The organism is Yimella radicis (genome assembly GCF_054778255.1).
In genome coordinates this window covers 56,943-76,059 of the sequence record NZ_BAAGZR010000001.1, presented here as the reverse complement: position 1 = coordinate 76,059, position 19,117 = coordinate 56,943, and the positions used below count along the sequence as shown (strand labels likewise).

Annotated in this window: 16 protein-coding genes; 10 read left to right on the top strand and 6 right to left on the bottom strand. The window is 64.4% G+C overall.

Annotated elements, in window-relative coordinates:
* Window positions 1–105 precede the first annotated feature (105 nt).
* Window positions 106–732: an 8-oxoguanine DNA glycosylase OGG fold protein gene (locus ACYU8W_RS00360; protein WP_499465707.1), complete on the bottom strand. Its 627-nt coding sequence runs from the start codon at window positions 730–732 to the stop codon at window positions 106–108.
* Between ACYU8W_RS00360 and ACYU8W_RS00355 the strand changes: the two genes are divergently transcribed.
* Both ACYU8W_RS00355 and ACYU8W_RS00350 read left to right on the top strand, forming a co-directional pair.
* Window positions 637–1,191: a restriction endonuclease gene (locus ACYU8W_RS00355; RefSeq protein WP_499465705.1), complete on the top strand. Its 555-nt coding sequence runs from the start codon at window positions 637–639 to the stop codon at window positions 1,189–1,191. The two genes, ACYU8W_RS00360 and ACYU8W_RS00355, sit on opposite strands and share 96 nt — an antisense overlap.
* Window positions 1,192–1,453: 262 nt before the next feature.
* Complete coding sequence (locus ACYU8W_RS00350; protein ID WP_499465704.1) at window positions 1,454–3,589, top strand: AAA family ATPase; 2,136 nt, start codon at window positions 1,454–1,456, stop codon at window positions 3,587–3,589.
* Window positions 3,590–3,693: 104 nt separating this feature from the next.
* Here the strand turns inward: ACYU8W_RS00350 and ACYU8W_RS00345 are convergent, their stop codons facing one another.
* Both ACYU8W_RS00345 and ACYU8W_RS00340 read right to left on the bottom strand, forming a co-directional pair.
* Entirely contained in the window at window positions 3,694–4,986 is a 1,293-nt protein-coding gene (locus ACYU8W_RS00345; protein ID WP_499465702.1) for an ISL3 family transposase, read from the bottom strand.
* A 139-nt stretch (window positions 4,987–5,125) separates the two neighbouring features.
* On the bottom strand, window positions 5,126–8,278 hold the full coding sequence (locus tag ACYU8W_RS00340) for a DEAD/DEAH box helicase (RefSeq protein ID WP_499465700.1): 3,153 nt from the start codon (window positions 8,276–8,278) through the stop codon (window positions 5,126–5,128).
* A 289-nt stretch (window positions 8,279–8,567) separates the two neighbouring features.
* Between ACYU8W_RS00340 and ACYU8W_RS00335 the strand changes: the two genes are divergently transcribed.
* From ACYU8W_RS00335 to ACYU8W_RS00325, 3 genes are all read left to right on the top strand, one after another.
* A complete protein-coding gene (locus tag ACYU8W_RS00335) occupies window positions 8,568–9,050 on the top strand; it encodes a hypothetical protein (RefSeq protein WP_499465698.1) in 483 nt (160 codons plus the stop codon).
* A gap of 32 nt (window positions 9,051–9,082) precedes the next feature.
* On the top strand, window positions 9,083–11,101 hold the full coding sequence (locus ACYU8W_RS00330) for a hypothetical protein (protein ID WP_499465697.1): 2,019 nt from the start codon (window positions 9,083–9,085) through the stop codon (window positions 11,099–11,101).
* Between the two features lie 143 nt (window positions 11,102–11,244).
* The gene (locus tag ACYU8W_RS00325; protein ID WP_499465695.1) at window positions 11,245–12,351 is read left to right on the top strand and encodes an SMI1/KNR4 family protein; all 1,107 of its coding nucleotides are present in this window, start codon (window positions 11,245–11,247) and stop codon (window positions 12,349–12,351) included.
* A gap of 687 nt (window positions 12,352–13,038) precedes the next feature.
* Here ACYU8W_RS00325 and ACYU8W_RS00320 read toward each other — a convergent pair.
* Entirely contained in the window at window positions 13,039–13,575 is a 537-nt protein-coding gene (locus ACYU8W_RS00320) for a nuclease-related domain-containing protein (protein WP_499465693.1), read from the bottom strand.
* A gap of 175 nt (window positions 13,576–13,750) precedes the next feature.
* Window positions 13,751–14,020: a hypothetical protein gene (locus tag ACYU8W_RS00315; RefSeq protein WP_136622856.1), complete on the bottom strand. Its 270-nt coding sequence runs from the start codon at window positions 14,018–14,020 to the stop codon at window positions 13,751–13,753.
* On the opposite strand from ACYU8W_RS00315, the gene ACYU8W_RS00310 reads away from it, so the two are divergent.
* Complete coding sequence (locus tag ACYU8W_RS00310; RefSeq protein WP_499465691.1) at window positions 14,001–14,426, top strand: hypothetical protein; 426 nt, start codon at window positions 14,001–14,003, stop codon at window positions 14,424–14,426. The genes ACYU8W_RS00315 and ACYU8W_RS00310 overlap by 20 nt on opposite strands.
* Window positions 14,427–14,605: 179 nt before the next feature.
* Here the strand turns inward: ACYU8W_RS00310 and ACYU8W_RS00305 are convergent, their stop codons facing one another.
* Complete coding sequence (locus ACYU8W_RS00305) at window positions 14,606–15,193, bottom strand: TetR/AcrR family transcriptional regulator C-terminal domain-containing protein (RefSeq protein ID WP_239701512.1); 588 nt, start codon at window positions 15,191–15,193, stop codon at window positions 14,606–14,608.
* On the opposite strand from ACYU8W_RS00305, the gene ACYU8W_RS00300 reads away from it, so the two are divergent.
* The 4 genes from ACYU8W_RS00300 (at window position 15,086) to ACYU8W_RS00285 (ending at window position 19,094) form a co-directional block, all read left to right on the top strand.
* Complete coding sequence (locus ACYU8W_RS00300) at window positions 15,086–15,493, top strand: DUF4386 family protein (RefSeq protein ID WP_499465689.1); 408 nt, start codon at window positions 15,086–15,088, stop codon at window positions 15,491–15,493. The genes ACYU8W_RS00305 and ACYU8W_RS00300 overlap by 108 nt on opposite strands.
* A gap of 15 nt (window positions 15,494–15,508) precedes the next feature.
* Window positions 15,509–15,904, top strand: a complete 396-nt coding sequence (locus ACYU8W_RS00295) for a hypothetical protein (protein ID WP_499465687.1) — start codon at window positions 15,509–15,511, stop codon at window positions 15,902–15,904.
* 110 nt (window positions 15,905–16,014) lie between these two features.
* On the top strand, window positions 16,015–17,457 hold the full coding sequence (locus tag ACYU8W_RS00290; RefSeq protein WP_499465685.1) for a gamma-aminobutyraldehyde dehydrogenase: 1,443 nt from the start codon (window positions 16,015–16,017) through the stop codon (window positions 17,455–17,457).
* Between the two features lie 185 nt (window positions 17,458–17,642).
* A complete protein-coding gene (locus ACYU8W_RS00285; RefSeq protein WP_499465683.1) occupies window positions 17,643–19,094 on the top strand; it encodes an NAD-dependent succinate-semialdehyde dehydrogenase in 1,452 nt (483 codons plus the stop codon).
* The last annotated feature ends 23 nt before the right edge of the window (window positions 19,095–19,117 follow it).

The following is a 19,117-nucleotide window of genomic DNA, read 5'->3' as shown; positions in this document are numbered from 1 at the left end:
CTTCCGGGTGTGAATGCAGCGGCGCCGCCGGGAGGTCAGGACGGCGCGTCCTCGGGTCCGTCGGGTGGTGCGGCTGATGCGCCTGAATGCGCTTCTCGAAGAGGGCTATTCGACGACTTTGCCGGCAAACAGGGCTCGCTCGATCTCGTCGGGCGAGATCTCGATGCCGCGCTCGCTGCTCTCCTCTGCGGCCCACCGCTCGAGCAACTCGCAGTAGCTCACGTAGGTGTCCGTGTACCAGTTGTAGGAGTAGTTGTTGCCCCGGTGTGGCAACGAGCGCCAGCCGGCGTCTCGGGCCAGGTTGTGAGCGACGCGCGCATCGAGGATCAGGCAGCGCGTGCCTGGGGTTCCCTCCGATGCGAAGTAGAGGAACTTGGTAAAGAACGCTGGCCCGAGACCACGGATGGCTGTACCTCCGCGACGAACCAAGGCGCGGTAGGCCTCGGCCGGCTGACCGTCGCGTGCGCTGGCTGCAGCCGTCTGCAACAGAGCGACGTTGTGCTCCCTGCGCTCCGGGTCCAGCACCGCGTCGATGCGTCGCCGGTTGCCGCGTTGGCTCCGGCCCGTGCCCCAGGCCAGGGTGTTCCACAACAGGGCGAGCAGGGCGTCGTCGTCGGTCGGGTCGGCAGCAGCGTTGTGCCCAAGGCGAAAGAGGTCGCTGCGGGTGAGCAGTTCATCACTGAGGCGGCACGACTGATCAACGAGCAGAAGGCGACCGTCATCGTCGAGCACTTGGCCTACGACGCGCTCGCAGACAGGTTCGACTCGGCGATCTTCACTGAGAACCAGAGCGCCCAGGACTTCACGAAGGCAGGGGAGAAGCTCAAGAAGCACGTGTACGACTACGTCGTCACAGACTCGAACGTCGAGCGGGAGTTCGTGACCGAGTTGGACACGAGCACCGAAGTTGCCGTCTACGCCAAGCTCCCTCGAGGGTTCTTCATCCCGACGCCAGTCGGCGACTACAGCCCAGACTGGGCGATCGCGTTCACCGAAGGCTCCGTCAAGCACGTGTACTTCGTCGCCGAGACGAAGGGTTCGCTGTCGACGCTGCAATTGAAGGGTGTCGAGGATGCCAAGATCGAGTGCGCTCGCAAGTTCTTCGCCGAAGTAAACCAGAAGTTCGAGGGTCAGGTGAAGTACGGCGTGGCCGACAGCTACTCCAAGCTGATGGAACTAGTGGCGGGGTAGGCGAACGGTACTGTGAATCGCCCCGGAGTGTCCGGAGACTTTCTCAAACGGTCAGTGCAGCGGTTTGCTGGGCTGTCTTGCGAGCGTAGTACGCCTGCTCAAGCTCGACGGGTGGGATGTCGCCGCAGTACTCATACAGGCGCCGATGGTTGAACCAGTCGGCACTGCTGTTCTGTGGCATATTTGACGCGGAGGCACGAGTCTGAGGAGACGGGGCCCTCTGCGTGCCTACCGGCATGCCCAACTGGACGAAGGGGTCGCCGTGACCATTCCCGTACCCGACGATAAGACACCAGCTTCCGAGGATGCGCAGGACATTGCTGTTGTGATCCGTGATTGCAACAGCATCGCCGAAGCCGCGATCACATTGCGCCCCGGCGCGCTGAACATCAAATATGGGCCCAACGGCCTCGGCAAGAGCACCATTGCACGAGCACTAACGTACCAAGCTGAAAGTGCGGAGCGCCTGGCTGAGCTCACGCCGTTCAAGCACGTGGGAACCAAGTCGGCGGTCCGACCCGTAGTGGAGGGCGCAGACGAGATCAAGAATGTGCTCACATTCGATGACAAGTATGTCTCCAGCTTTGTGTTCCGCAAGGACGAGGTCGTCGAGAACAGCTTTGAGATCTTCATCAACACGGACGTGTACCGCGCCGGTCTCGCAGAGATCGACGAGATCTTCGAGTCCTTGAAGGGGACTTTACGCGATGGCGTCGAACTCAATGAAGCAATCGGTCACTTCACCGAGCTTCGGGACGCCTTCGGCGTCACCGCGGCCGGAAGGCTGTCCAAGGCCAGCCGAGGCTCGAAGGCGCTGAGCGTGGGCGGTAAGCTCGACGTGATCCCGGAAGCTCTTCAGGGGTATTCCGAGTTCATCAAGGGCGACAACCCTGCAAAGTGGATCTCGTGGCAGGCGCAAGGCAAAGAATACCTCAAACTCTCGGACAACTGTCCATTCTGTTCCACTGTGATTGTCGACAAAGCGACCGCGGAGAAGGTGTCTGCTGAGTACAACTCAGCCGCCGTGCAGAACATGAGCAGCCTGCGTGCCGTGATCGAGAAGCTCGGCGGGTACCTCAGCCAGGAGCACCGCGAGCAGTTGGACAAGCTGACGAAGTTGCTCACGGACATGACCGCCGAGCAGGAGCGGTTCCTTGTCAACCTGCACGGAGAGATCGTCACGTTCCTGAACAAGCTCACGGCCGCTCGGAACGTCTCGTTCCATTCGTTGCGTGAAGCCGGAGACGTGAAGATGTTCCTCGACGACCTGCGAATCGATCTCAGCCTGCTGCACGGGCTGAGATCTGACGCGACACAGGAGCTGGTGACCTCGATCGACGCCAATCTCGATAAAGTGGAGATCCGCGTCATCGAAATCAACCAGCGGATCTCGCGGCAGAAGCGCATGGTCGGACAGCTGATTAAGGACAACCAGCGCGCGATCAACGATTTTTTGCGCTCTGCGGGATACAAGTACTCGGTCCGCATCGAAGAGAATGACGATTCTTATCGGATGCTGCTCGAGCACCAAGACAAGGCGGGACACTTGGAGTCAGCCGGTCAGCATCTCAGCTACGGCGAGAAGAACGCGTTCGCCCTTGTGCTGTTCATGTACGACGCGATACGCCGTAACCCGGACCTCGTAGTCCTGGACGATCCGGTATCGAGCTTCGACAAAACGAAGAAGTTCGCGATCCTGCACCAGCTCTTCCACGGTCAGAACAGTTTCAAGAATGCCACCTGTCTGCTACTCACTCATGATCTAGAACCCGCGATCGACGTCGTGCGGACGTCCGCTACCCCAGTAGTCCACTTCCTCACCGGACGCAATGGCGTGATCTCGGAGCTTCCGATCGCCCCTGCGGACATCATGACCTTCTCCGAGGTTTGCGAGCAGAACATCAGTAAGGCAACTGACCCGGTGATCCAGTGCATCTATGCTCGACGGCTTTTGGAAGTGCGGGGCACGAGGAACATGGGATACGAGCTGTTGTCGAACCTATTGCACGTGCGCGACGTCCCAGTTCTGAAGCCGCACACCGATGGCGAATACCAGATGACTCAGCCTGAGATCGATGAAGGAACTGAGGAGGTGCGAGAGTGGCTTCCCGACTTCGACTATCCGACGATTCTCGCCGATCTGAAGGATCCCCAAGCAGTCAAGGCAAAATTCGACGCGACCATGGTCGGGTATGAGAAGGTTCAGCTCTTCCGTGTGTTCACGGCATTGAGCCCGACAACGTTGACAAAGGACAAGATCTTCACAAAATTCGTGAACGAGACGTACCACATCGAGAACGAGTACGTTATGCAGTTGAATCCGCAGGCTTTTGACGCCGTGCCTGAATACGTCGTCGCGGCCTGCAAGGACCTCATCGACGCGAACGTCCACGACTGAGGCGCGACGCAGCCGCCTCGAACTTGTCGCGGGAGACATCATTGTCAATCTTGCTCGGCCACCTCTTTGCTGGGTCTTCGTCTTTGAGCGGGGCGGTGCTGACTTCATGCCGCTGATCTCTGCCCTCGGGTGAGGGCGATGTGGACCATGATGCGTCGCCGGTAGTTGTCCATGTTGGTGAAGCCGCATCCGACACGCTTGGTCTGCTTGATGATCCGGTTGAAACCTTCGGTTCTGGCGTTGTGGATGTCCTCGGTGAGCGCGACGAGCACGGCGGGCGACCAGGCCTCGATCGTCTTGGCGAGGCGGGTCGTCTCGTCCATGTGGGCGCTGGCGGCGGCGTCGTAGAAGTCGAAGAGGCGCCGGCGGATCAGGTGCGGCTCGTGCTCGCCCAGCAGGAGCCGGAGGTGTTCCTTGACCGCGTGCGCGGCGCCGATCTTGTTGGTCGGATCATCGGCGGCGAGGGTCACCGTGAGTCGGGCTCGCTGCTTGGGCGACAGGTGCTCGTAGCCAGCCAGCAGCAGTTGCCGGTTGGCCCACACCTTGTCGGTGGCGACACCGCGGCGTCCGTGCAGCTGACGGGTGACGCGCTGGCGGACCTGGGTGACCACGAGGCTGGCCAGCGCGACGAGGTGCCACTTGTCGACGGCGATTCGCGCGTCGGGCAGCGCCGCCCGAATCCCAGGCGCGTACGGCGCGGAGGGGTCGATGACGACCAGCTCGATGCCGTCCCGGAAGGCGCCGGATTGCAGCTTGAGCCACTCCCGCACGCAGGACCCCGAGCGACCCGGTGCCAGGCCCAGCAGCCGGCCGGGGACCGTCGGTTGGCGTTGACGAACGAGGTCATCCACGGATCCGACCGCTTCCAACCAGCCACGTCCAGGACCCAGCGCACCGACCGGGCGCGGGTCTCGTCGATGCCCAGGACCCGGGTCGGTTCCGGGTCGGTTCCGGGTCGGTTGCGGCTCGGGTAACCACCGCGCCGCGGCCGCGACCAGCGCCCGGTGCGCCGTGGTCCAGGCGATGCCGTGCTCGGCGGCGACCTCGCTGACCGCCCGGTTGCCCGAGGCGATCGCCTCGGCCACCTTCGCTTGGAGGCGCTCGGTCAGCCTCGCCCAAGCTGGCACCGCGGCGGACTGCTGTGTGAACGACGATGTCGCGCACACCGGTTCGCGACACACCAGCCGCCGCTTGCGCCACCACAGCTCGGTCCGCTGTCCCGAGGCGGGCAGATCCTTGACGCGGACCAGCGGACGTTCTTTCACTTTCGCCGACAGGACCCCGCACCCGGGACAGGCGCCCTCCGGGTCGGCGACCTCGATGACGATCCGGACCATCTCCGGAGCAAGCCGTTCGACCTGGAGGACACGGAACTCATCCTCCAGCCCGAGCAGCACTGACGTACCCTCGTTCAGGCTCGTGGCCTCGCTGCTGCTGTGTTGTGAGAGACCAACAGCATGTCGGGGCCACGAGCCCCCTCAGCTACCGGGTGGCCCGCTCAAAGTCGAAGAGCCTCTTTGCTTACCCGCCTCTCGCTCATGCACGCCGAGGCAACTCGGCGGCAATCGTCTCGAAATTCGGCAGACCCGACCAACTGGCGTAATCGCTGATCACGAACAGTCGTCGTTTCGCTCGGCTCACCGCAACGTTCACGAGGTTTGGTGGCGACGCCGCCCACCGAAGCGCGCCGATCCTCTTCTGGTCGCCGCCAAGCACGAGCAACACGACGTCGGCTTCGCGCCCTTGCGCCCGATGGATCGTGCCGGCCCGGATGCCCGGGTACGCCTTCTCGAGCGGCTCGAGGGCTTCCGCGACCGCGCGGAATGGCGAGATGGCCATGATTTCGCTGTACGGGACACCCTTCTTGTGCAGGTAGTCGATGGCCTTCTTCGCTCGCTCGACTTGGTTGCGCTGCAAATGGCCATCTGAGGTCGCGGGCTCATCGGCCCAGTAGGAGGGGGCGACGGGCTCGTGCTTGTCGTCGGTGGTGTTCTTGGAACAGGGCACAAAAAGGTCGTGCTGGTTACGGCAAGCGTCGTCCTTGCTGGCCTTTGCGTGGATCATGATGCCGTCGTACGAGATTTCGTTGGAGATGCCGAACATCGGTTCATCGCAGCGGCGATGCACGCGCAGTGGTGCGCTCACCCACTGGGGACCCGTGTCGCTCGGCAGGTAGGTGCCGAACACAGCGACTCGATCGGCAAGTGTCTGCACCGAAGCCATGGGTGGGATCCACGTCTCCGAGATCCCGTAGGTCAATGCGATGTTCCGAAGCACCTTCGGCGGCGTCGGCACAACAGGTTGAAGCTGCATCGGGTCACCGACCGCAACCACTCGCCGCGACCGCCAGATGGCGCCGACGGCTTGCTGAGGTGGACACTGCCCCGCTTCATCGATGAGCAGCCAGCCCAAGCTGTCCGGCCCGAGGGTGCCGAACATCCGAGCAAACGAGGCGAACGTGGTCGACACAACGGGCACGACCAAGAAGAAGAGCTGCCAAGCGGCAAGTGTCTCCGTAGCCCCGAGTTTTGAGGGCGCCCTGCCTTGGACGACATCGACCGCTGCGTGGAGGTACTCCGTGAGCCGATTTGCCGAGTGCTCAATGAAGTCTTTGTGCAGTCGCAAGGCCGCCATCATCAACTCCGATCGCGCTTGGTTGAGTTCGGGGTCTTGCCACGCGGCGTGGGTCTGCTGTCGGTCGCCGATCCAGTCGTCGTCGGGGTAGACCGCTCCGTACTTGTCTTTGTCTGCGGCGCACCCTGCGCTCACTGCGTCCAACTCGATTGACGTTGAATGCTCCAAGCTCGCGTCGGCGGAGTCCTGTGCGTCGAGGCGCTGGCGCGCCTGACGTAGATCGGCGACGGTGTCATCGCAGCGACGCAGCTGTGCTGCCGCATCATCGACGGCAGCCTGCAACACGGTGTGAGCAGCGCGCCACGGTTTCATCGCCCGTCCAAATGAGAACAGCGTCTCGAGTGTGCCCGGGCAAGAGAGCAGGTGAGTTCGGAGGTGGTGCTCGCAGTGTGCTGCTTCTTGCTGGGCACGGCTGAGAACGCGCTCCGCTCCTGCTAGCTCGCGACTCGCTTCGCTTGATCGGTTACGCGTACGGGCACGGCGACGACGGATCTCATCAAGTGCGGCGCTGAGTTCGGAGACGGTGGTCATGCGTTCTGCGGCTGCGCGCCGCTCGCTGACGCATTCCTGCACTCGCTGAGCTGACGCCCAATACTCGCGGCGCGCTTCGGCCCAAGTGACGCGAAGCCGTTCCTGGGTCATGTTCTTCAAGTAGGTGTCCATCGACTTGGCGGGCCCGTTGTCCTTCCACCAGAACGGTTGAGCAAAGTCGCCGCGGTTCTTCTTGCTGCCGAGGCGCGCCGCGAGTAACGCCCACGCCTGTGTTGGCGGGTCTTGCCCGGGCATTTCGTCGTCATCGTTGGACGAATCACGGGTCGAGGCGCGCAGGACAGCTGTGGCGAGATCGGCGAAGTAGTCGATCTCGGGCGACTCGCCGAGTCGGTAGGCAGACGCTGCAGGGATCTCATTCGTGATGTTTTCGACGGCCGCATTGTTTGCGGAGGAGACCACCATCTCGAAGCCGGTGAGCGCAGGGTGCAACGGGGCGATCGTCCGCTCTTTGCCGTCCGACCTCCACGTCAGCGCCTCAGCGCTGAACGCATCGGATACCCGGGCCAGGCTCGCGAGCGCGTTTGCTCGGTCGACGATGTTTGATGCAATGAGATCGCGCAACAACGTCGTCTTGCCGGTGCCCGGCGGCCCATTCACGCCCATCAGGCCCGAGCTCGGTCCGAGGTCATGCACCGCCCTGTTCACCGCAAACTGCTGCGCCAGGGCTAGCGGCTCGTCGGGCTTGCTCGGCCACCGACCCGCGGGTAAGGAATTGACGGCCGTCTGCTGAACAAGCACCTCGACCCCATGCACGACGTCAACGCGACGGCTCACGTCAAGCTGGCCGTCCTGGCGGAGGAAATTCTTGAGCGCGTCGCCAATGTCGTTGCGTCCCACCGCGCCGGCGACGCGTTGCAAGTCGTCGAGGAAGAAGCTGTTGAGGAAGTCGATGTCGCCCAGTTCCGCGGCAGTTTCGGGCTTCATCTGGCGGCTCGCGATGCGGATCTGCGCATGAGGCAGCGACTGCACCTTGCTCAGTTCGCAACTCCGTTCAGCCAACGCAAGGAGCTCCTGTAGTGCTGCAGCGTCAACGGGCATGGGGTCGGGTGCGTTCGCGGACCGCTGGCGTAGCTCGTCGTATTCGCATGCATCGTTGAGGAACTTCTCGCCTGCTTCCGCGAAGCCTTCGGCCCACGCCTGTGACTTGTCGTTGAGGGCGGTGCTCGCACGTCCGAGCGCCCAAGCGCATGAGGAGAGGGCCGAGCCGTCGACCATCAGACGGCCGTCGTTGTCGAGCACGATGAGAGCGCACGCGCTCATGCCGTTAGGGCGCGGGTCGTATGCGTCAGGGTCGTCGGCGAAGACCCGAAGGAGCGTTTCGTAGACGTCACTCAACGCGTAGACGCCAAGGTAGACGCGATGCTGCCACACCAGGTGCGGCTTGTCGGGCGGCGGCAAGGTGTGCCACGGCAGATCTGAGCCCGGTGTCCAGGTGACGACTGGGTTCGTGCGTGACCGCCCGTTCTTCTTGGGCACACTTTGCGGGCTGAACAGCTCGACCATGCGCCAGTAGCGAAGAATCGCTTGCTCCGGGCCCCCATCCCTCATGAGCGGCAGCGTAGGCACATTCGACGGCGAGGAGGTTGGCGCGGCCGTCGTTCCTAGGTAAAGAACGGGCAAAGTCGGTGGGTTGTGACCATTCTGTCCGCAAGCACTGAGGGCAAAGCTGGTGAGAAGCCTCCACAGCCCGACCGGTGCGTGTCATCCGTGTCTCACGAGCGGGCATGAGCCAATACCGCGAAGACAACGCGACGCGACACGTCGACTAGCACGGATGGCGGAGGATCAACGCATGAGCAACCGCTGGAACATGGACTACAGCTGGCAGTACGGCCACAACCCCCACCAGTTCTCCTACGACCTTCAAGCGGACTTCGTGCCGACTGTGGCCGACTCGGTGTTCCGAAAACTCCGTGAGCTGCAGTCGGATCCGGCGGTCGATGATGGCCTGGTCGGGTTTGGTGGCGCGGTTGCCGAGCTGAATGCACCGGGTCGGATCACGGCGACGTCGCACGGTGAAGACGCCTGCGACTCCCTGTCCTACCTGGCCGACCTCATCGCCGACCAGGCCGAGCAGGTCGACCCATGCGTCCGCATCACCTGGACGCAGCTGCCGCCCATCGGCGCCGACGGTGCCGCGGCGGTCCGGCGCGACGGCTATTGGATTCCCTCAGACGAGCACGCCGGCTTCCTCCTTGGTCGGTGGAACGTCAAACAGACTGCTGCCGTGGCCAATTGGAATCCGCTTCGGAAGCTCCTGACGGACGTCCCGTAGCACTCCAAGGCGAATGGTCGGCTCATGCCGCCGTGGGGGAGCGATCGTCGCGGCTTTCACACCGGCTCGACGACTTCGTCGCGACTGGCTACTCTGCCAAAACCTGGGGACGAGCTGAGCGGATCCCGATAAGTCCGAGGCTGGAATGTGCCGCCGGGAGCCAGCTTGGGGAGGAAGTTTTGGGCAACTGGGTGTGGTGGATCGTCGCAGTCGGTCTTGTCGTCGCGGTCGGCGCCCTCGTGCGCTCGATGTGGGTGGCCTCGACTCGGGCCGTAGTGCTGCAACCCGAGGTGGGAGACTTCCGCCGCGCCATCGGCGGGCTGGCGGACCCTGCAGGGAAACCGGATGGTGGCGAGGTGGAGGGGCGGCCCGTATTGCGCCCGGCCTCAGTAGTCGGGTCCGCGCGGATCCCGGAGTTGTCGGACCTACCCGGAACACCGAAGGACCAGCTGCCCGCCGCGGATCTTGCAATGCCCGCCCTCGGTACCGCTGTTGTCGGGTTGGCCGAGTGGTTCAACCCAGATCAGCAGGTGTTGGAAGCTATCGGCCGGTACAAGAACGTCGAGATCGAGAACGGGTCGGATCTGTGGCGCGTGATCGGCGGCCATGACGGGGGCAATCCACTCGACCTGACAAACGAATCAGTGCAAAACGCCGTCCGTGGGCACCTCGGTGAGCAGGTGGCAGCTGAGCACCTTCAGACGTCCGGTCATTCCGTCGAGATGCCGGAAGGTGGTAGCAACCCGGGCTGGGATCTCGACGTGGATGGTCGACAGGTGAACATCAAGGTCACCGGCGATGGATCCGCCACCGTCTCGGAGCACTTCGGCCGGTATCCAGAGACGCCAGTCGTACTCAATGCGGATGCTGCCAATATCCCGGGAGGAGCGTCGTTCTGGAACCCGAGCGAGCCGCTCCCGCGAGCTGATCTGCTCGGCCCAGACGCAACTGTGGTGGACGAGGCCCTAACGGCAAGCGGCCTCATGGACCAACTGGCTGATGCGGTGCCGGGCATCGATCCGCTCGGCGACCTGACAGACCTCCACGACCCAGTTTCGGGAACCGGAGCCGTCATCGCCATCGTGCAGTCGGCTTGGCGCGAGGGAAAACTCCTCCGCGATGGCAACACTGATCCCACCCGAGCGGTGAAGAACGTCGCAGTTGACACCCTGGGCCGGGCGGGTGGGTTCAAGGCAGGTGCTCAGGCAGGGGCGACGGCCGGTGCAATCCTCGATGCAAGCACCCTCGTTGCAACGTTTGGCCTTGGGACCGTGTTCGGTGGCGTTGTTGGCGGCGTCGCCGGGGCATGGGGAGGCCGTCGTGCTGCAAAGCACGTCAAGACCGCACCTTTGCGCCGTACTGAAGGACACCTGCGGCAGGCTCTCACTGAATACGCCGAACGTGCGGAGAGCGAGCATTCACAGGCGAACGAAGATCTCCTGATTGAGGCGCGCCGCGCTGAGATTCTCATGTTGGCGAGGGGGCTCCTGGCGCGCAGGCGCGTCGAGGAGGAAGTGGCTCGTGCGACGCGCGTCGTCGAAGACGCGCTGACGATGCCAGATCTCGAGGTCGTTGAAGGCGCTGCTGCCGATCTTCAGACTCGTGTCGATTCGTTGGATCGTGGGCTCATGCGACCGACTCGAGCTCCGAGGTTCATCCGTGTGCGCGCGGCGCGAGTGGTCGTGCAGGCTTGGAATGAGAGGGCGCGTGAACTCGCGGCTCGGCGGGGTAACGAGCCAACTGCGGAGAACATCGAGGCATTCTGGGATCACGTCGCAGCCTCGCCTGTAGGACGAGCGGCAATGTATCAATATGTTGAACGAGTCGACGCAGCACGCAAACGTGGCGCCGAAGCGGTCGTCACGCGCGCCGACTCGGAAACCACGGCCGTGCTGAGCTGTCGCGCAAGCGTCAATCGGCGGTTGGCTGCGTCCCGCAGCCAGGCAATTGATGATGCGCGCCGACGGCTTGCGGGACCTGCAAGTGCTATGAAGCGTTGCCTATCGGAGCACAACGCGGAACTTCGCCGTGCGGGTCACACTGTCACTTAGGTCGTCGTACCAAGGCGAAGTTGCCGAACGGATCGTAGAAGTCGATCGCGGGTGGCGCTCGCTCATCGGAGTTGCAGTGCTGCCCATGCCAGAACGTTAGGCGGAGTCGCCCGTGCATCGGACGTGGGTGCTTTCATGACTTCGTGCCCTTCGACCTCGCCGAACTCCGCGCGATCGTGCCCCAGGTGTGGGCGCTGAGCGACCCTGCGCACTCGGAGGTGAGGGTGTCGCTCGGTCGAAACCCGCAGCGGTGGTGGCGGCGCCGGATCCGGGTGGACGGTGTCGCGATGCGGCGGCATCCTGCGGTGTGGCCGCTGTTCGAAGGGAAAGAGGGGTTTGAGCTAACCATCCGTGCGGAAGGGTCGGTGCGGTTCGTGCCCGAGTACCCCTCGCCGCACGTGTTCGGATACCTGGGCTCGGGACCACTGGAGATCGTCCGTGACCCGGACGCTCGTCCCCCCGGGCGGGTTGCGTCCGCAGCCGCACAGAACGTCGGGCCGGAAGATCGCGACACCGGTTACCTGCGGAAGTTGTTCCGTCCGGGTGACGCGGAGGAGGTCGGACGGAGGCGTGCGTCGATCGAGGAACAGGAGCGCCGGTCGGGTCCGCTGCCCGCTCAGGCGCGGGCCTTTGTGGAGGTGTCGGCGGGACACTCGAGCATCGATCCGGCGGTGCCGCACACTCCGCTCGCGCAGGAGTTCGTGGGGGCGGGGATGTGGGGGCCACTCAGCGTCAAGACCTGCGATCCGCAACGCTGGGCCGGGTGGTGGCGCACCAGAGTCGACCTCGAAACGCGTCGTTTCCCGGTCGGTGTGCAGCCGGCGGTTGTGTCCGAGCACTGGCTTCCGGTCGGCGATCCCGACGAGCGCGGCATGTACTGCGTCGACATGGTGCCCGGCGACGGCGGCACGGTCGGCCAGTTGATCTTCCTGCCCGGCGACCAGTGTGTGGGTGCGCAACTGGTTGCCGACTCACTCGCGGCAGCCTTCCGCGGCGACCGGCCTACGCCGCAAGGCTTCCTTCCACCGATGACGATTCCCGACCACATCGTCACCTGCATGACGGCGGCGGAGCTCGAAAAGCGCCTTGCCGCAGGCGAACTGCCCCCGACACTGCAGGCCGTTGCGCTCGAGGACGGTCGGGCGCGGCTCGACGTGGTGAACGCGCTGCTTCGGTATTGGGGACTGCCGCAGGTGGATACGTTCGAGTGGGCGTGGCGGCAGGGGCTGACGTCACGCCCCGGTGCCTGACGCTGAGGGGGTGCGAGCCGCTGCTGAGCCCGTCATAGCGCCAGTCGCCGCGCAATCCTCCATGGGAGGCAAAGCGGCACAGACCATGGCGGTGGGTGCGACAATCACCGCATGCACGAGTACTCGGGGTCCACTGCCACGGGCATCAGCCAAGAGCTCGCGACGCTCATCGCGCAGGCGGAGCGGGGTGAGCCGTGCCCTCGCGTCACGCTGCTCACAGCGGCCGGTCTCGTCCAAGGGATTCCCGCTTCCCGCAGCAGGGCCCTTGAGGCCCGACGCGCCGCTGTACGCGAGGCTCTCAGGACATCTGGGGTGAAGTCTCTGCTCAATCGAAGAGGGCCGGCACCCGAAGAGCTCGCACGGCCGATGCTCCAGTACATCGACAACTGCCCCCCGACGCCGGGGCACATGCACCTGGTACCGGCCGCTGTGATGCCGCTGCAAGGTGCGGCATTGAACATGCCGACGATGACCGTAAATCTGAGCCACGTCGTCTCATGGTGGCTTGGACTGGCGGATGTCAGCCCTCAGAGGTCGCCGGGGTCTGCGGTCGGATTCGTTGTCGACTTCTGACCCGCGTTGACCACTTGGGTTCACGATCACCTGCGAGTCGTCACAGTGCCGGTCGATGACGCGGACACACTGGGTGGGTTGGAGTCGGCGGCACTTGCGTTGATGGACCCCCGCTTAATCTCGATAAGGGTCAACGGAATTCGCTGTGTTCTCGACTGTCCGAGCTCGGGAAGAAGTACAACCGGCGCCGACGGTAGATAGTTCCGAATCTTCCTCACGCCGGCGGAAGAGCTGCGGCGAGCACTCCTCGCATCCGGGCGACGTCCGTCGTTGTGAGTGGTGCTTCGCCGAGAAGGTCATCGCGAAGAAGTTTGACCAGTCGCTTCGGCCACAGCACTGAACCCCTCGCGTGGAGAAAGCCCCGCCGACAAGCGGCCAATCGGCGTCGACGAAGCAGAGCGCACAGACCACGCGCAGGTCACCGACAAGATCTCTCACTATCGCGGCCTGATCGAGTGCGCCGTCCACCAGTGCGGTGCAGTCACGCCGTCCCACGATGAGCCTCTCCACGCGACGCAGAATGCCGCCTTCGACCCTCACCTCGAGGCGCCCCTTGTACCGCTTGGCATCGATGACCCACACCCCAGCAGTCGTCACGACAAGGTGGTCGATGTTGGTGCGTGTGCAGGGAATGCGGCGGTCGTGCAGCACCGCTACGGACGCGCCGGATAGGCGCGGCTGCCCAGTCGGCGAACTTAAGTCCCAGGCAGCCCGCTCGTCGCAAAGCCTGCCTCCCCGCAACCCGTATTTGCGCAGTCCTGGCGTCTCTTTGAAATGGAAAGCCCGGGCTCCACGATCGTGGAGCCCGGGCTGGATATGTCTGGTGTCAGAGCTTCCCGCTGTAGATGCCGTCTGCGCGGTCGAAGCGGTCCATCGAGTTGACGGTCAGGGTGAAGTCCTGGCCAGGCGTGTAGCCATAGGCGACGTTGTACGTGAGCGACTTGCCGGGCAGGATCTTCGCCGTCGGCAGTTCGATGCCCTTGGCGGAGTCGAAGACCTTGTCGGTCTGCTGATCACCGGAGGTCGCACTCTCGTTCAAGTTGAACGACTCGTACACCTTGTCAGTACCGTTCTTGATGACCACAGTCAGCTTCACGAACTTCTTGAACTTGCTGTCCGTAACCGCGTATTCCGACGGGGTGAACGGCACGGGCTTCGACACCGTCACCGCGAGCTTGTCGTCCCAGGTGAACGTCGAGCCGAACGGCTTCGTAAGTGACGATCCGTCCGACGCAGCCGAGGTCTCACTGGACTCGGACGCGGCCGGTGACTCCGAACTTGACGCCGACCCGTCGGTGCTCGACGACTCGGCCGACGAGGAATTGGATGTCTGGGTCTCAGCAGAACTGCTTGTCGACGAGGACGACGACACGTTGGTCGTCGAGTTGCACCCCGCGAGAAGGGGCACCGCAATAAGAGCAGCAACGATGCTGAGGCGCTTCATGTTTTTCTCCCTTGATGAGGCCCATCCCTTGTGCCCCCAGCGGAGACTAGCTCCTTGATCGCTCAACGAGTGATGTCGTGACGGACTTGTGATCTTGGTCGGCCGCGAGCCAGGTTTCGCGGCCGGCGCCGTCAGCGCTTGGCCGTGTAGACGGCGTCCGGGCGGTCCTTGCCCAGGAATTCAACTGACAGTATGTGGCTGGGCCTCCGAAGGGCTCGCTGGCGTCACAGATCTCGGCTACCTCGTTGCCTGTAAGCGTAATCCGGCCAACAGTAGATCGAGCCCGGCCGCGAACTGGTCGCGATCCTCGTGCTCCGCGAACTCCTCGAGGATGTGGTGCATGAACGGGAACTCGGCCGGGTCGAGCGCCCGCCACGGAGCGACGGCGTGCTCGAAGTACTCCTCCCGGCTCATCGTGCCGTCGAGCACCTCCTGCGGGGGTTGCTGCCCGATGTCGGCGGCGCTGCCGACAACGAACCCGAGCACCGCCGACACCGCGTGGAAGCTCTGCAGGGGAGTGAGCTCGAGCCGCAGCACCTGTTCGCCGAAACGTTCGTAGGGCTGCAGGCTGTTGGGCTGGCTGATCGTGTTGCGCATGAAGTAGTCGGGCAGCCACGGACGCGCGGCGATCGCGTCGAACGCGACCAGTGCCATCGCGCGCAGGTTGTCGATCGGGTCCGCGTTGCCGATGAACTCCTCGGTCTGCTCGAGGCCGCGGTGATCCTCAGCGGCGTCGTCGCGATCCTGCCCGCCGTCGCCCGCCCCGCCACCGATGCAGCGCCGGGCCTCGACGCGCACCTCGTGCAGGCACTGCACCTTATGCACGACTGGACCTTCCTGGTCGGCCCCGGTCTGCTGAATCCGATCAGCGCCGCGCTGCTCGCCACACTGCTGCTGCGCCGTCGGTTGGTGCCACGCATCGTGCCGTGGCTCGGCCTCGGCGGCGCGGTGGTGGTCGCGTCGATGAACCTCGCCGTCATGTTCGGGCTCTCCAAGCCTGTGCCCGTGCTCGCGGTGCCGCTGTTTGCCTGGGAAATCGGTTTGGGCGCAACGCTTTTCGTTCGCGGTCTCAAGCCACCGGAGCAAGCGCGCGCCGCCGACCATACGGTTCCGGTGGCGGCATGAACGTCCTCGGTCGTCGTGGCGAGCATTCTCGTGCCGCGCCTGCGGGCCCGGGGTGCGGCCTCGCGGATGCGGCGGATCGGACGGGCGACCGCGAGTGGGGCGGCCGCGTGCGTCACTCTCATCGGGGTTGTCATCGTGATCGCCAACGTCCAGGGCGCCTTCGCCCCGCTGTCGTCGGTCTCGTCGTTCCTGCCGCAGGTGTCGGGCACCGAGGTGGCGGTCGCGGCGTGCGCCGTGCGGCTCGATGTCGCGGCAGCGAGTCTCGCCTCCTCGGCCAGTGCCTTGGTGCACGACTTCGCGGTCTACCACGCCGTGCTCGCCGTCGCTGCCACCCGCCTCGTGGTCGCCGCCCTGATGATGGCAGCGCAGCTCTGGGCGATCTCGGCACCGATGGGACTCCGACAGTCGTGACCGACGAGCCGGCGGGCGGATTCGGGCGCACTGTGCGACCTGGGTCACACCAGGAGCGCGCGGGACATAGGCTCGGAGATGTTCGAATCCGAAGAACAGGGAGGGCCCTCGTGGTCAGGCAACTGAAGAACTTCATCGACGGAAGGTTCGTCGAGGCGCAGACCGACCAGACGCAGGACATCGTCAACCCTGTCGACGCCCAGCTGGTCGCCAAGGCGCCGATCTCGGGCGAAGCCGACGTCGACGCCGCGTACGAGTCGGCGAGCAAGGCGTTCGCGGGGGAGTGGGGCGAGACGACTCCGAGCGAACGGCAGCAGGCATTGCTCAAGTTCGCCGACGCCATCGAGAAGCGTGCGGACGAGTTCGTGAAGCTCGAAGCCGAGAACACCGGCAAGCCCTACGCGCTGACGACCTCCGAAGAGATCCCGCCGATGGTCGACCAGCTGCGCTTCTTCGCCGGCGCTGCACGGGTGCTCGAAGGTCGCGCGTCGGCTGAGTACATGAAGGGTCACACCAGCTGGATCCGCCGGGAACCGATCGGTGTCGTCGGCCAGGTGACGCCCTGGAACTACCCGATGATGATGGCGATGTGGAAGATCGCCCCGGCGCTCGCCGCAGGCAACACCGTCGTCCTCAAACCGAGTGACACCACACCCGAGACCACCCTCTTGCTGGCCGAGGTCGCGTCCGAGTTCCTGCCCGCCGGCACCTTCAACGTGGTCACCGGTGACCGGAACACCGGACGCCTGATCGTCGAACACGAGATCCCGCAGTTGGTCGCGATCACCGGATCGGTGCGTGCCGGTATGCAGGTCGCCGAGTCGGCGTCCAAGGACCTCAAGCGCGTTCACCTCGAACTCGGTGGAAAGGCGCCGGTCATCGTGTTCGACGACGCCGACATCGAGGCGGCGGTCGAAGGCATCGCGACCGCCGGCTACTTCAACGCCGGACAGGACTGCACCGCGGCAACCCGTGTGCTCGCGTCCCCGAAGATCCACAACGACTTCGTCGCGGCGCTCGCCGACTACGCCCGGAGCAACGCCAAGGTCGGTCTGCCCGACGACGAGGACGCTTTGTTCGGCCCGGTCAACAGTGCCGGCCACCTGGAGAAGATCACCGGCATGTTGTCCCGGCTGCCGGGCCACGCGAGCGTCGCCACCGGTGGTAACCGCGTCTCTTCGCTCGGTGAGGGCTTCTTCCTCGAGCCGACGGTCGTATCCGGTCTGAGGCAGGACGACGAGGTCGTGCAGGACGAGATCTTCGGCCCGGTCATCACCGTCCAGCAGTTCGACGACGAGGCCGAGGCCATCGCCTGGGCGAACGGCGTGAAGTACGGGCTGGCGTCGTCGGTCTGGACAAAGGACTTCGGACGCGCGATGCGGGTCAGCAAGGCGCTCGACTTCGGCTGCGTGTGGATCAACACTCACATCCCGTTGGTCGCCGAGATGCCGCACGGTGGTTTCAAGCACTCCGGTTACGGCAAGGACCTGTCGATGTACGGGTTCGAGGACTACACCCGCGTCAAGCACGTGATGGCCAACCTCGATTCCTAGGCCAACCGAGCCCCATTACTTGCCACCGAACCCATTGCGCATGCGTAGTGGGTTCGGTGCATTTCAGTAGGTGCGGTGGATGTCGCGCGATGGCGATGCCGGACTGCGCTCGACAGCCCTCATCCGTCCGGTCACGACAACACCCTGGATGTAAGCCGGCTCACTTCGGCGCAATACTGGATCCCATGAGTGAATCGGCAGTTTCCCAGGTCAGGAACCAACTCTTCATCGGTGGCGAGTGGCGCGACGCCGAAGGTGGACGAACGCTCGACGTGCACAACCCCGCCACCGAAGAAGTGCTTGCGAAGGTGGCGGACGCGTCCGTCGCCGATGGTGAGGCAGCGCTTGCGGCCGCCGCTGCGGCACAGTCCGATTGGGCCAAGACCGCGCCGCGTGATCGTAGTGAGATGCTGCGCAAGGCGTACGACCTGTTGGTCGAGCGCACCGACTACTTCGCCGAGCTGATGACGCTCGAAATGGGAAAGCCGCTCGCCGAGGCGAAGGGCGAGGTCGCGTACGGCTCGGAGTTCTTCCGCTGGTTCGCTGAAGAGGCCGTGCGGATCTCCGGGCGTTGGTCGACCGCGCCCAACGGCGCGACCCGCCTGGTGACGATGAAGCAGCCGGTCGGACCCTCGCTGATGATCACGCCGTGGAACTTCCCGCTCGCGATGGGCACTCGCAAGATCGGTCCGGCACTCGCGGCGGGCTGCACGATGGTGATCAAACCCGCGTCCGAGACACCGCTGACGATGCTCGCGCTCGCGCAATTGATGCAGGAGGTCGGTGTGCCCGCCGGCGTCATCAATGTCATCACCACGTCCGACTCCAGCGGTGTGATGGAACCCCTGATCCGCGATTCGCGCGCCCGCAAGCTCACCTTTACCGGTTCCACGAACGTGGGCCGCAAGCTGGTCGAACAGTCCGCCGAGCAGCTGCTGCGCGTCTCGATGGAGCTCGGCGGCAACGCCCCGTTCATCGTGTTCGAGGACGCCGACATCGACAAGGCCGTCGAGGGCGCGATGCTGGCCAAGATGCGCAACATCGGTGAGGCCTGCACCGCGGCCAACCGGTTCTTCGTGCACGAGTCGGTGGCGACGGAGTTCAGTGAGAAGTTCGCGGCCAAGATGGACGCGATGACCGTCGGCAACGGCATGGACGACGGCGTCACCGTGGGTCCGCTCATCACCGCGAAAGCCGTTGCGGGAGTTCAGGAACTGCTCGATGACGCCACGTCGCGCGGCGCCAAGGTGGTCACCGGTGGTAAGCCCGCCGAGGGCAAGGGCCACTTCTTCACGCCGACCGTGCTGACCGACGTGCCGGGCGACGCCCGGATGGCGGCCGAGGAGATCTTCGGTCCGGTCGCCGGTATCCAGACCTTCACCGATGAAGACGACGTCGTCCGCCGCGCCAACGAGACAGAGTTCGGACTCGTCGCCTACTTCTTCACCCAGGACTTCTCCCGAGCGATCCGCATGAGTGAGGCGCTCGAATACGGGATGGTCGGGGTCAACCAGGGCATCGTGTCCAACCCAGCCGCGCCCTTCGGCGGCGTCAAGGCGTCCGGTTTCGGTCGTGAGGGCGGCTTCGAAGGCATCGAGGAGTACCTGGAGACCAAGTACGTCGGCCTGGCTCTGTGAGCCTGCGCTCGATCGTACGTGGG